The sequence below is a fragment of the Wolbachia endosymbiont (group A) of Volucella inflata genome (assembly GCF_947250665.1).
GTDB lineage: Bacteria > Pseudomonadota > Alphaproteobacteria > Rickettsiales > Anaplasmataceae > Wolbachia > Wolbachia pipientis.
This window is the reverse complement of the sequence record NZ_OX366338.1, coordinates 1,116,994-1,129,871: the sequence shown is the minus strand read 5'-3', so window position 1 is coordinate 1,129,871 and position 12,878 is coordinate 1,116,994. Positions and strand designations below refer to the sequence as shown.

Sequence of the window (12,878 nt, the reverse complement as noted above, 5' to 3'; positions counted from 1 at the left end):
ATTTTAAGCTAATTTGTATCCTTAATAAGTATTTTTTAAAATGCTATGAAAAGTAAAGAACATGATTTTCATTTAGTAGATCCAAGCCCTTGGCCAATTGCTATATCAGCAGCAATTCTTATTCTTGCACTTGGGTTAGTTGGCGCGCTTCATAAACAAATTTTCGGAATGTTTGGTTTAGTTTTAGGCATCCCCGCAGTATCAGGGGTGCTGTTCTATTGGTGGAGAGATGTAATAAGGGAGGCCATTTATGACAAATGTCACACTGCCATTGTAAAACATGGACTCAAATTTGCAATGTACTTATTTATTCTCTCGGAGGTCGTATTTTTTATAGTGTTCTTTTGTTCATTCTTTAAAGCCTGGCTTGATCCAGTTTTTTTATTTGAGGCGTTTTCTCCTGCAAAAAAAGTTGAATGGCCCCCTGAGGGAATTTTGCCACCTGATCCGTGGTCACTACCGTTCATGAATACGTTAATATTATTGCTTTCTGGTACAACAATTACTTGGGCAAATCACTCTTTACTTAAAAATGATAAAAAGAGCATGATTAAAATGCTGTCCATAACTATATTGCTTGGAGTTTTTTTTATAATAGTGCAAGCAATAGAGTATCATGAAGCGAGTTTTTCTCTACAAGAAACAGGAGAAAAGCTTATTTATACATCCAATTTTTATATGATTACCGGTTTTCACTGCGCACACGTTATAATAGGAATAATATTTTTATCAGTGTGTTTATTTAGAGCACGGAAAGGCCAATTTACACTTCAGGACCATTTGTGCTTTGAGTTTGCCTCCTGGTATTGGCACTTTGTAGATGTAGTCTGGATATTTTTATTTTTGTTTGTCTATTGGTTAAGCGTTTATTAAGTGGTTAAAATAATAGGTCTAGATCCAGGAATAAGCAAGACTGGGTGGGCCATTATCAGCCTGAACGAAAAAAATAATATTGAATTTTTGGGCGGCGGTACCATATCAACTGATGGTAAATTGGGTACAGGTGAACGCCTACATATAATTTTTGAACAATTAAAGAAAGTAATTTCCCTATACTCTCCGAATGAAGCTGCGGTGGAGAAAATTTTTGTTAATAAAAATCCTAAATCTTCACTAACTTTAGGATATGCAAGAGGGGTTGTAATTTTAGCGTTAAAAATAACAAAGCTAACTATGAATGAATATGATGCAAACTATGTAAAAAAAAGCATTACCGGAAATGGCCATGCTGATAAGGATCAGATTATATTTATGGTGAAGCAAATAGTTAAAAATTTGAGTATAAAATGCCACCATGCTGCTGACGCTCTTGCTGTAGCAATTTGTCATGCTTATACGAAAGGTTCTTGTTTTGTTGAGTAACTTTTATATGGGATTCAGTTTGAAGATTTCCAGATCTGGAAAAACTATTTGATTGTATTTATCTTGTCTAACGTTCGTTGCAAAATAATACATGCGGAGATTTTATCATCTATTTTTTTCGATTTTGTGATTGATATTCCAGTAATTTTTAGTGTATGAGTTGCGATAGATGTTGAGAAGCTTTCGTCTTGTAAGTATATATTTACTTTATATTTTTTTATTATTTTATTTGCGAATTGGATTATAGTTTTACACCATTTAGTTTCTTGCTCGTCCATTTTTAATGGTAGTCCTATTACCATTGATCCAGATTCATTTTCTTTGAATATTCTATGCAGATAACCTAAATCTTTGCTCATATTTTTTCTGTGATATATGCTATGAGCTGTGGCTATGAGCTGTGTTTTATCGCTAAATGCTATGCCTATTTGCTTTTCTCCCATGTCAAGGCACATTATGCGCTTATCTTTTGGAATAGACTTTAGAAACTCATCTGGATTTCTATGTAGCATCTATTAGACTTCCTTTAAAGTGACCTTACCCAAAAAAGTGGAGAAAAAGTTAAGAAAATTTTTTACAAAAAGAATAATGAATCAAATTGCTCAGGAATGCAATAGACTTCTTGCATAACCCAAACTAAGTAGAAAAAAGGTATCATCTAAGTAGCTGACACTGGTTTCCATCCAAAACGGCAGTGCCCCTATGATGTCATTCCAGTGCTTGACACTGGAATCCAGACTTTAATTGTTATACTTGTAAATAAGTCTGGTGAGAATAAACGTTCATCTCAAAATGCAGTATTTTTGTTGAAATAGCTCAACTGGATTCCAGCGTCACGCGCTGGAATGACACCTTTGTATTTGCATAGCTGTACGAACATTGTGATTTGAGAGCAATCTCCACAAGGGAGGATGTCATTCCAGTGCCCAGACACTGGAATCCAGGAAAAAGAATGGTGTCATCCAAGTAGCTGACACTGGGATCCAGAAGACTTAATTTCAACCAAGTGACTGCATAATAAAGGCTAGATCCCAGTGCTTGGCACTGGAATGACAGCAATCCTACGTCATACCGCGATTCATTCGCGGTATCTCGGCCGCTAACAAGCAGCGGGATGACGGTTGTCGTTTAGCTATAAATGTTTAAGAAATTTACCAAATAAAAAAAAAGGCAAAAGAAGCCCTGATCATTGTCTATTTTCAGTATTGGCGTTTTTTAAGTCTTAAACACTGCAATTTAGCTGCTTTTAACTTGCAACTAACCTACACCGCAAGTGTTCAAGAAATTTACTAAGCAGGAAAAAAGGCAAAGAAACCCTAGGGTAGCTAGCATTCAAATTCTCCCTTGTCAATTTGACGTTTTTTGCTGTCTTAAACGCTTTGTAAGCGTGTTTCGGCTTATATAGGTAAAAACCTAAAAATTTTTAAAGACATGCGATGCACGTAGTGCGAAAAATTAAACATGAGACGCCAAATACCCTAAGTTTTTTGTCATTAACCTGCACAGATTGCGAAGATAAATAAATAGCTTCAGTTTCATGATAAGGGCGCTGGCGGAGTTTGTCAAGTAATCTTTTGCATTTAACCCGTTTCTATGGGTAAAACAATCTGCATACTACTTAGCTAACATGAGTTTTGTTTTGACTTTTTGTGTTAATTTTGCAGAATATTAAGATTATCATTTAAATAAAATACATGACGAAAGAGGATTGGGAAGCGGTAATTGGGCTTGAGGTGCACGCTCAAGTTTCTTCTAATACGAAGCTATTTTCTAGCTCATCAACGGAGTTTGGTGCTGAGCATAACACTCAAGTTTCTCTAGTTGATGCGGCAATGCCAGGTACGCTGCCAATACTAAATTATTACTGCATAGAGCAAGCAATACGCACTGGTCTTGCACTTTCTGCAGAAATTAATAAGTGTTCTTACTTCGACCGGAAAAATTATTTTTATCCCGATTTACCGCAAGGTTACCAGATAACCCAGTTTTTTGAGCCAATAGTTAAAAACGGTAGAGTATTTATCAACGATAATGAAAAAGAAATAAGAATTGCGAGAATTCATTTAGAGCAAGATGCAGGAAAGAGCGTTCATGAGGAAAGCAAAACTTATGTAGATTTAAATCGTGCAGGGGTTGCTTTAATGGAAATTGTTTCAGAACCAGATCTCCGTTCATCTGCAGAAGCTGCAGAATGCATGAAAAAATTGAGGCAGATTTTGCGTTACATTGGTTCATGTGATGGTGATATGGAAAAGGGATCACTTCGTTGTGATGCAAATGTTTCTGTCCGCCTAAAAGGCAGTAGCACATTTGGCACTCGTTGTGAGATAAAAAATCTGAACTCGATACGTTATATTGTGCAAGCTATAGACTATGAAATACAAAGACAAATTGAAATTTTAGAAGGTGGGGAAGAAATAAGTCAAGATACCTTATTGTTTGACGTTGCTTCGGGAAAAACAAAAGTGATGCGAAACAAAGAAGATGCAAGCGACTATAGATACTTCCCTGAGCCTGATTTATTACCTGTTGAGGTAAGCCAGGAGAAAATTGATTTAATTCAATCATCTTTGCCTGAGTTGCCAGATCAAAAAAAACTGCGGTACGTTAAAGAGCTCAGTATCAATGAATACGATGCAGACGTTATTACTTCTGATAAAGCAATTGCTGATTATTTTGAAGAATTAATAAAAAAGCACGATTCAAAGCTCGCTGTTACTTGGCTCACTGTAGAGCTTTTCGGTCGTTTAAATAAAGCAGGTATCGATATTACAAGCTCTCCAATCAAAGCAAATGCCTTGTCCGAGCTCCTCAATTTTATCGTTGATGGAACGATCTCTGCTAAGCTCGGCAAACAAGTTTTTGATATTATGTTTGAAACTGGGAAGCCTGCATCCCTTATTATAGAAGAGCAGAACCTAAAGCAAATAACCGATAAAGGTCAAATATCAGAAATCATTGACAAAATCATCAATGACAACCAAGATAAAGTTCAAGAATACAAAAGCGGCAAAACAAGACTATACGGATTCTTTGTCGGCGAGGTCATGAAATCTACCAAGGGAAAAGCCAGCCCTGATATAGTGAATTCAATCTTGAGTGAGAAACTGAACAGTTAGTTTTTTATTTGCATAACAGCACATATTGTAGTATTCCCAAGTCTACGTTGCAGTATATCGTGACATATCGATTTATTACTCTTTTACCATTTGTTGGTACTATTTTTAAAATTATGTGAGGCTGAGGGTGTCTAGAAGATCGTCCTGCTTGGTGGTTAAGCGCACCTTTCATGGTATTATGTATCAAGCAAGATGGCTAATGCTGTTTCCTAAACATGCAGTAGACAGAGAGTATTCTTTCCGCCTATTCACAGAGAAAAAATCAGCTAAGGATTTTGATGATATTGTTCTTCGGTATGAACAAGATGGGAAAATAGTACTTAGATTCATACAAGTCAAGCACAGGAAGGGTAGGCACAAAAAGATCAGTATAGGTGACTTATTAACACCGGGAAAGAATGGTGCGTTTGGCTTAATAAAATATCTCATTGCTTATTTAAAGATCAAAAGTAGTGGAGAGTTTGAGGGTGAAATAGAGGATTTTGTCATTATTACAAATGATGATTTTGATTCCGCGGATTCGACATCGCATCCAGTAAGAAAGCTGAGAATGATGCCGAGTGGGAAGAATAAAGGAAAGGAAATTTCAGTCATAAGAATAGACACACAAGATGAGTTTCTGGATGTAGGTGATGGTGTAAGATATAAATTTGATGATAGCATTATCTCATATTTGCAGGAGAATAAGAATTTTATAAAGCGTGAGGTAGGTAGAGAAGTCAGCGATAAAGAAATAGAAGACTTTTTAAATAAATTAGTATTTGCAGTCAATTTGCCAAGCGGAACTGAACTTAGTGAAATTATTAAGAGTGAATTGGGCAAGGAATTCAGCAATACTGATGAAAAGCACTTTTACAGCCGTTACCAGGAAGAAGTGCTGATTTTGCTGGAGAAAGAAGAAGAGGAGTTTCTATCATATGAGAAAGCAAAAGCTCTTCTTGAAGAAATAAGAGAGGAAATTTTAGGAGCGGTTTGGTTTGGCATAATAGAGCCAGTGGCATCTTTTACTGGTAGAGGCAGAGTATTAACAGCTCTGCATAATGTACTACAAAGAAGTGCAAAAAAACAAGCGGTGATATCGCAGGTTGCCTCTATTAGTGGTCTTGGAGGGGTAGGTAAGAGTGAGTTAGCTAGGAAATATGCTTACAAATATGGAAAGGATTATTACGATAATGTGATATGGATAAGTGCTGAAAACTCTAAGACTATGGAAAGTTCTTTTTTGAACTTAGCTAAAGATGATAAACTAGGCTCTGTGGACAAAATTTTAGAGAAGCCATACAAGAGCTCCAACAAAATTGAGAAAACCCATAAAAACCTCAGCAGTTTTATCAAATCTGGAAAAAATGCGCCTAAAATTTTTAATTTTACCAAAAAAACACTCAATCAAATGACGTTCTTTGTAGATATGCTCATCGTAATACCTTTGCACTTTTCGATTCCGTTTTGGCGGAATAACTACTGTACATCCCTTGTCTTCAAGACTTGTAACAAAGGCATTGCTATCGTAGCCCTTGTCAGCTACTACAGTAGAGTTATAGATACTTTCGGTCAACACTTGTGCCTGCGTAATTTCATTTCTTTGACCAGGAGTCAGAGTAAATTTAAGTGGATTTCCAAGTGCATCGACAAGCGCATGTATTTTAGTTGTAAAGCCACCTTTGCTCCTCCCTAAAGCTTCTTGATCCTTGGAGTTTTTTGTATATCCAGATGAACATGGATGGCCTCGGATGATCGTACCGTCGATTATAGCAACTTCTAAATCAGGCTCTTGTTTAGTATATTCAAGCAATTTTTTCCAGACATCTCTTTCACACCATCTTTTAAATCGCTTATGTATACTCCTGTAATTACCATAAGTTTTTGGTAAAAGTCTCCATTGGCAACCACTTCGCACTATGTACCACACTGCCTCTATGAATATTCTTAAACGTTTTTCATCTTTGCTGTGCATTCCTTTTACGCTTTTTATGAACTCTAAAATTTGTTTCCAATTTTCCTCTTTGATGTAATATTGCATATGGTAGTTTCTCCATTTTTTACCTATTAGGCTAAACTACCATCTTTTTCTCTCTTTTCATATTTTTTGTCCACAGAGCCTAGCTTTAAAACAAGCAATTGCATATATTAATGAAAAAAATGTTGTACTAAGTTACAGGGGTAAAGAAAAAATTGGTGTTAGTGACTATCTGAAAAAGTATGAAGAAGAAGCAGAGAAGCTGCTTGACTTTGAGTCCAAATATGGAGGTGACCGTTATACTAAAACAACATTCATAACTTGGAAAATTACAATTGACGCTATAGCACAAAAAGAATGTGGTTTTGAAGCTTTGAGTATTCTGGAAATAATGGCCTACCTTGCTCCTGACAAGATTCATATAGAAGAAATCTTTTCAAAATTAATAGCAGATGATGAAGAAAAGCTGTGGAATGCTGTTAAGTTACTCGATAGATATTCAATGATTGACTTAAAAGAGGGAGTGGCAAACATTCACAGACTAGTGCAGAAAGTAACTGAATTGAATTTACAAAAGGAAGGCAGAGAAGAAGATACCTTAAGAAAAGTTCTGGAATTGATAAACAGTGGTGATTTAGCGAAAGATAGTAAAATTCATGTTGCATCTATTTGGGGATATTCAAGTAAACATGGTAGGTTAATTGATGGCTTTTACAGAAACACTAATTTACATTTGCTTGTTGAAAATGGTGATTATAAAGCGATTAAAAACTTATTAGCACATATAAAGAGGAAACGTCAAAATAAGCTTAGTGATATTGTTAATGCTAAAGATGGGTGTGATATTGCCCCATTGCATTTAGCTGCTGGGAATGGAGAATTGGACATAGCAAAATACCTGATCAATGAAGGTGCTAATATTGATGCTAGGGACTGTTTTTACCAAACGCCATTGTACTGGGCTGCTAAGAGTGGAGAGTTAGACATGGTAAATATCTTGTAAATAAGGGCGCTAGTGTTGGTATTGAAGATAATTATGGCTGGACTGTGTTGTACTGGGCTGTTGAAAGTGAAAATTTTGATATAGCAGAATACCTTATAAAAGAAAAAGGTATGGGTATTGATGTTAGCGCTAAGTATAGCAATGGCAAAACTATGTTACATGAGGCTATTAGGTTTGCGAAACTAGATGCAATAAAGTACCTGATTGGTAAAGGAATTGATATTAATATCAAAGACGGATATGGTGATACTCCATTACATTGGGCTGCTATCAGGGAAAAAGTTGATGTGGTAAGATATCTTGTAGAACAAGGCGCTTATGTTAATGCCAAGGATAGCGATAATCTAACACCATTGCACTGGGCAGTTCCGTACGCGAACTTGAAGATAGTAAGATGTCTTGTTGAAGGGGGTAGTGATATTGATGCCAAAAGTAAACGTGGCTGGACACCATTACACTTGATTGCCAATAATAACCGTCTATTATGGGGAGGTGTAGAAGTAACGGAATACCTTGTTCAAGAAGGTGCTAATGTTGACGTTAAAGATGAAAATGGCAACACCCCGCTACACTTTGCTGCTATTATGGGAAGGGTTGATATAGCAAAAATATTACTAAAACACAATGCAGACGTTAACGCAAAAAATAATGAAGGCAGAACGGCATTGTGTTATGCTACTAAATATAATCACCAAAAGCTTGTGGAGTTGCTTTTAGCTCATGGTGCATCCTTATAACTATTGAAATTTTGCATTTATAGCTCTTTTCATAATAGTCCGGAAAGTTCATAGAAAAGCAGAATCAACAGCATGACGAAAAGATGTGAATAGAGGAATGTTTTTCCTAGCTCTGTTTTTTATAGCAAACCAATGATGCTCAATTTTGTTAAAATCGGGAGAATAAGGCGGTAGATATAAAATTTCTGCACCAACTCCTTTAGCAAGTTCAGTAATCTTATTAGACTTATGAAAAGTAGCATTATCAAGGATAACAGTTTGTCCAGGTTCCAAAATCGGTGTTAGGAACTGCTCAAACCATTTATTAAAGATATCCATATTACAGTGGCCTTCAAATGTTAACGGAACAACTATTTTTCTGCCGTTTAAGGCTGCAATCATACTGATTCGTTGAATTTTTTTACCAGATTTTAGAGCATAAAACCGCTGTCCTTTCTGAGAATATCCATAGGGATAGTCTTCGGTATTATCAATACCAGATTCATCTATATATACTAAGTTTTGAGGTTCTTTTGTTGCTATAATTTTCAAAAATTCAGCACGTTTTTCTTCATTCCTTTCTTTGTATCCATATGTCTTTTTTTTGCGTGTGAGTCCAATTTTTTTAAGAGCTCGATGAATCGTTGGGATACTAACATTACTCCAAAGCTTAGCCATTTCCGATAGAGTTTTTCCACCATGTTTTTTGGCAAATTCAGTAAATTTATTCCAGTCGGTAATTTTGTGATTATAACCTCCATTTCCAAGTTTTTTCGACTGAAAATCTCCTGTTTCTTTTTTTCTTTGCTGCCACTCCCATAATGTAGTTCTTCCAATTTTAAATCTTGCTGCTACCGTTTCTCTGCTTTCCCCTTCGTCTAGGCTCTGTGGACAAAAAATATGAAAAGAGAGAAAAAGATGGTAGTTTAGCCTAATAGGTAAAAAATGGAGAAACTACCATATGCAATATTACATCAAAGAGGAAAATTGGAAACAAATTTTAGAGTTCATAAAAAGCGTAAAAGGAATGCACAGCAAAGATGAAAAACGTTTAAGAATATTCATAGAGGCAGTGTGGTACATAGTGCGAAGTGGTTGCCAATGGAGACTTTTACCAAAAACTTATGGTAATTACAGGAGTATACATAAGCGATTTAAAAGATGGTGTGAAAGAGATGTCTGGAAAAAATTGCTTGAATATACTAAACAAGAGCCTGATTTAGAAGTTGCTATAATCGACGGTACGATCATCCGAGGCCATCCATGTTCATCTGGATATACAAAAAACTCCAAGGATCAAGAAGCTTTAGGGAGGAGCAAAGGTGGCTTTACAACTAAAATACATGCGCTTGTCGATGCACTTGGAAATCCACTTAAATTTACTCTGACTCCTGGTCAAAGAAATGAAATTACGCAGGCACAAGTGTTGACCGAAAGTATCTATAACTCTACTGTAGTAGCTGACAAGGGCTACGATAGCAATGCCTTTGTTACAAGTCTTGAAGACAAGGGATGTACAGTAGTTATTCCGCCAAAACGGAATCGAAAAGTGCAAAGGTATTACGATGAGCATATCTACAAAGAACGTCATTTGATTGAGTGTTTTTTTGGTAAAATTAAAAATTTTAGGCGCATTTTTTCCAGATTTGATAAAACTGCTGAGGTTTTTATGGGTTTTCTCAATTTTGTTGGAGCTCTTGTATGGCTTCTCTAAAATTTTGTCCACAGAGCCTAGCACTTCCATTGCTTTTTTTCTTAAATCATAACTATATGCTGCTGGCATACTTACCTTCACTACTATAAACTCTTATTTTAACCCGTTTGGACCATTATGAAAAGAGCTATAATTTATAGCTCAGCCTCTGTCAGGCCATAGGATGACAGAAGTGGGCTTTAATAGCTGTAGTACTATAGCTGTTATACTCCAAAAGTAAGTATTAGATATAACAAATAGAAGAAATTAGATAGAATGATTAAAGGGGCAAGGATATAAAGGTTTAACTTGAAATAACCTGATAAAATTTGAATCACACTTCCAAGTGCTGGCACCCATGAAAGTAATAAAGTTGCAAAAATTAGCAAATTTTTTGTAACTTTTGGCGTTGTATATTCGTTTTCTAATTTGTGGTATGATTTTCGTATAGAGATTGTTATTCTACCTAAAGACCAGTTAACCATTCCACCAAGGCTTGATCCTAGTACTCCAAAAAATAACATCAGTAGTGGAGTGTAATACGACCTGAAATAAAGCATCGTATTGAACACAAAACCTTGATGTATGGGTAAAACTAACGACGATACTAGACTATCTGTGAACAAGAGGAAGTAGTTTTCCATATGAGTTTACCAGGTTGTTGTACCATCTTCATTGTCAGAAATTGTAATCCCCATTTGTTTCAACTGATCCCTTATTTTGTCTGCAGTATCGTAATTTTTATTTTTTTTTGCAATTTTTCTTAAGTCTATCAACCTTTCTATTTCTTGATGATTTACATCCACAGCAAACCACTTTTCATAACTTGACTCAAGAAGACCAATAAATCTGGCACTCTTAACAAAACTCTCAGTTAATTTAAGCTTTTCACTTTCATTACTCATTTTGTTAATTTTTGCAGCCATTTCATGTAATATAGCTAGAGCTTCAGGGATGTTTAAGTCGTTTTTTAAAGCGTCTATAAAATCTTTAGAAATCTCTGCGTTACTTTCATCAATATTCGTTGTATCTAAACCACGTAATAACCGATAAAATTTGTTTAAGGTTTCCTGTGCATCAGAAATAACGTTTGCTGTCCAATCAAGTGGTTTTCTGTAGTGAGTTTTGAGCAGTGCATAGCGTATTACTTCACCCTTTATTCCACTATCTAGCAAATCCCTTACTTTGACTATATTAAATAAGGACTTGCTCATTTTCTCTTCATTTACTGTAAGAAAACCGTTATGTATCCAGTATTTTGCAAACATTGATCCAGCAAATGCAGACTTACTCTGTGCAATTTCATTTTCATGGTGAGGAAATTGTAAATCTATGCCGCCACCATGAATATCAAAATCTTTGCCAAGGTAAGCATATGACATTGCTGAGCATTCTATATGCCATCCAGGCCTGCCCTCTCCCCATGGGCTATCCCAATAACTTGAAAGTTTGTAGTCAATATCACTTGCAGGCTTCCACAGCACAAAATCTCCCGGGTGCTTTTTATTTTCATTAACTTCAACTCTGCTACCTGGAACCAATTCATCAGTTTTTTTTCCTGATAAAGCACCATATTCATGGTAAGATTCTATATTAAAATACACGTGTTTGTCAGATTCATAAGCGTGGCCTGATTGCAGCAAATGTTCAATTAATTTTATAATATAATCTATGTTTTCCGTTGCTTTTGGTTCGTATGTTGGCTCTTTACAATTTATGCTTTCCATATCATCATGAAAAGCTTTAATGTAATATGTGGTTATACTTTCTATGTTGCTATTTTTCTCACTTGCTGCATTAATTATCTTATCATCAATGTCGGTTATGTTACGCACATAAGTAACTTTGCCATAACAAAACTTAAGTAGCTGAAATAACACATCATACACAACAACAGACCGTGCATTGCCTATATGTGCTGTGTCATATACTGTTGGTCCGCAAACATACATTTTCACATGATCTTTATCGATTGGTGTAAAAAGTTCCTTTTTTTTTGTTAAGGTATTGTAAAGCCTAACCATATACGAAGCTTTTGAGAAAAGAAAATGCCCCAATGATAAGTTGTGGCCCTTTGACTACTACAACAAGAGTAAGCAATAGCCCACACAATGATATTAAAACTCCCAATATGGATAGAAACCCATCTTTACTCATAATGCCAAGCGAAATAAGAGTCGTACCAATTGCAGGAATGAAGTTAGTAAGAGGTAGTGGAAGAGCTATCGATAATGCACAAAGCAACATTACAAAAGCTAAAATCTTTTCACCGGGCCCATAGAAAATAAAAGACATTCTTGGTTTCATGAACTTTTCTATTTTTTTTAATGCTGGAGAAGTTTTTTCCACCACAAGAGCTAGTGTTGAACGCTGAAAAGACCTTCTTTCCAACCAATCCGGCATCCAAGGAGAATCAAATCCAAATAGAAGCTGCAGTGAGAATAAGATTAAAGGTATAGAAAGAATAGTTGTATAACCAGGTGGAACCGGTATAGGCACCGATAGCGGCAAGGAGAAGATGATTATTAAAATACCAAAACCGCGCTCATGCAAAGCTGTTTTAATGTCAAACAAAGTTACTTTATTGCTATCATTGTTATTGGTATCTGCAACCTCTTTTAGAATATCAGAAGCTAGTTTTTTATCTTTAGTTAGTTTCTCACTTTTTTGCACAATTATCTTTTAATAAAATATTCCTCCTAAGCTAACATAGTTGTTGCTGTATTTCAATATTTGTTATTTATTTCATACCAACACTTCATCTCTTTCATTCTTTAACCTGACTAAGTTTTTAAACAGATGACATGCACTAAGGTGCATGTCACGAAGTATGAGGACGCTAACGATCTGGTTCGTTAGACGATAATTTTTCTGAGTCCTTAAGCTCCTGTTTAAGGTTTTTGATGCCTTTTCCTAAATCACCCATAACTTGCGGTAATCTGCCTGCACCAAACAGAACTAAAATTATTATTAAGACTAGAAACAATTGCCATGGTCCTAAACTCATTTTCACCTCCATTTAAAATAT

13 protein-coding genes are annotated in these 12,878 nt (G+C 35.7%); 6 read left to right on the top strand and 7 right to left on the bottom strand.

The window, feature by feature from the left end; all coding sequences use genetic code 11:
• The first annotated feature begins 45 nt into the window (after positions 1-45).
• Both OOK85_RS05785 and ruvC read left to right on the top strand, forming a co-directional pair.
• Positions 46-873, top strand: a complete 828-nt coding sequence (locus OOK85_RS05785) for a cytochrome c oxidase subunit 3 (RefSeq protein WP_264702710.1) — start codon at positions 46-48, stop codon at positions 871-873.
• Positions 874-1,362: a crossover junction endodeoxyribonuclease RuvC gene (gene ruvC / locus OOK85_RS05780; RefSeq protein ID WP_038199503.1), complete on the top strand. Its 489-nt coding sequence runs from the start codon at positions 874-876 to the stop codon at positions 1,360-1,362. It abuts the gene before it with no gap.
• A gap of 44 nt (positions 1,363-1,406) precedes the next feature.
• On the opposite strand, the gene ruvX is transcribed toward ruvC, so the two are convergent.
• Positions 1,407-1,874, bottom strand: coding sequence for a Holliday junction resolvase RuvX (gene ruvX, locus OOK85_RS05775; RefSeq protein ID WP_010082183.1), 468 nt, complete (start codon positions 1,872-1,874; stop codon positions 1,407-1,409).
• A gap of 1,182 nt (positions 1,875-3,056) precedes the next feature.
• Here ruvX and gatB point away from each other — a divergent pair.
• A complete protein-coding gene (gene gatB, locus OOK85_RS05770; protein ID WP_264702709.1) occupies positions 3,057-4,481 on the top strand; it encodes an Asp-tRNA(Asn)/Glu-tRNA(Gln) amidotransferase subunit GatB in 1,425 nt (474 codons plus the stop codon).
• A 1,267-nt stretch (positions 4,482-5,748) separates the two neighbouring features.
• On the opposite strand, the gene OOK85_RS05765 is transcribed toward gatB, so the two are convergent.
• Positions 5,749-6,501, bottom strand: a complete 753-nt coding sequence (locus tag OOK85_RS05765) for an IS5 family transposase (RefSeq protein ID WP_264702164.1) — start codon at positions 6,499-6,501, stop codon at positions 5,749-5,751.
• A gap of 310 nt (positions 6,502-6,811) precedes the next feature.
• Between OOK85_RS05765 and OOK85_RS05760 the strand changes: the two genes are divergently transcribed.
• Together OOK85_RS05760 and OOK85_RS05755 are read left to right on the top strand one after the other, a co-directional pair.
• The gene (locus OOK85_RS05760) at positions 6,812-7,441 is read left to right on the top strand and encodes an ankyrin repeat domain-containing protein (RefSeq protein WP_264702708.1); all 630 of its coding nucleotides are present in this window, start codon (positions 6,812-6,814) and stop codon (positions 7,439-7,441) included.
• A 47-nt stretch (positions 7,442-7,488) separates the two neighbouring features.
• The gene (locus OOK85_RS05755; RefSeq protein ID WP_264702707.1) at positions 7,489-8,178 is read left to right on the top strand and encodes an ankyrin repeat domain-containing protein; all 690 of its coding nucleotides are present in this window, start codon (positions 7,489-7,491) and stop codon (positions 8,176-8,178) included.
• A gap of 48 nt (positions 8,179-8,226) precedes the next feature.
• Here the strand turns inward: OOK85_RS05755 and OOK85_RS05750 are convergent, their stop codons facing one another.
• On the bottom strand, positions 8,227-9,057 hold the full coding sequence (locus tag OOK85_RS05750; RefSeq protein WP_264704208.1) for an IS630 family transposase: 831 nt from the start codon (positions 9,055-9,057) through the stop codon (positions 8,227-8,229).
• 61 nt (positions 9,058-9,118) lie between these two features.
• Here OOK85_RS05750 and OOK85_RS05745 point away from each other — a divergent pair, with 61 nt between their 5' ends.
• Positions 9,119-9,871 (top strand): IS5 family transposase, encoded by a 753-nt coding sequence (locus tag OOK85_RS05745; RefSeq protein WP_264702164.1) that lies wholly within the window; start codon positions 9,119-9,121, stop codon positions 9,869-9,871.
• A 203-nt stretch (positions 9,872-10,074) separates the two neighbouring features.
• On the opposite strand, the gene OOK85_RS07730 is transcribed toward OOK85_RS05745, so the two are convergent.
• The 4 genes from OOK85_RS07730 to tatA all read right to left on the bottom strand — a co-directional run bounded on the left by OOK85_RS07730 (position 10,075) and on the right by tatA (position 12,857).
• On the bottom strand, positions 10,075-10,494 hold the full coding sequence (locus OOK85_RS07730; protein ID WP_319803665.1) for a DedA family protein: 420 nt from the start codon (positions 10,492-10,494) through the stop codon (positions 10,075-10,077).
• A gap of 6 nt (positions 10,495-10,500) precedes the next feature.
• Positions 10,501-11,874 (bottom strand): cysteine--tRNA ligase, encoded by a 1,374-nt coding sequence (gene cysS, locus OOK85_RS05740; RefSeq protein ID WP_264704206.1) that lies wholly within the window; start codon positions 11,872-11,874, stop codon positions 10,501-10,503.
• Entirely contained in the window at positions 11,867-12,523 is a 657-nt protein-coding gene (locus OOK85_RS05735; protein WP_264702706.1) for an exopolysaccharide biosynthesis protein, read from the bottom strand. Before OOK85_RS05735 ends, cysS begins: the two co-directional genes overlap by 8 nt.
• A gap of 166 nt (positions 12,524-12,689) precedes the next feature.
• Complete coding sequence (gene tatA / locus OOK85_RS05730) at positions 12,690-12,857, bottom strand: twin-arginine translocase TatA (RefSeq protein ID WP_006013840.1); 168 nt, start codon at positions 12,855-12,857, stop codon at positions 12,690-12,692.
• Positions 12,858-12,878: the final 21 nt, after the last annotated feature.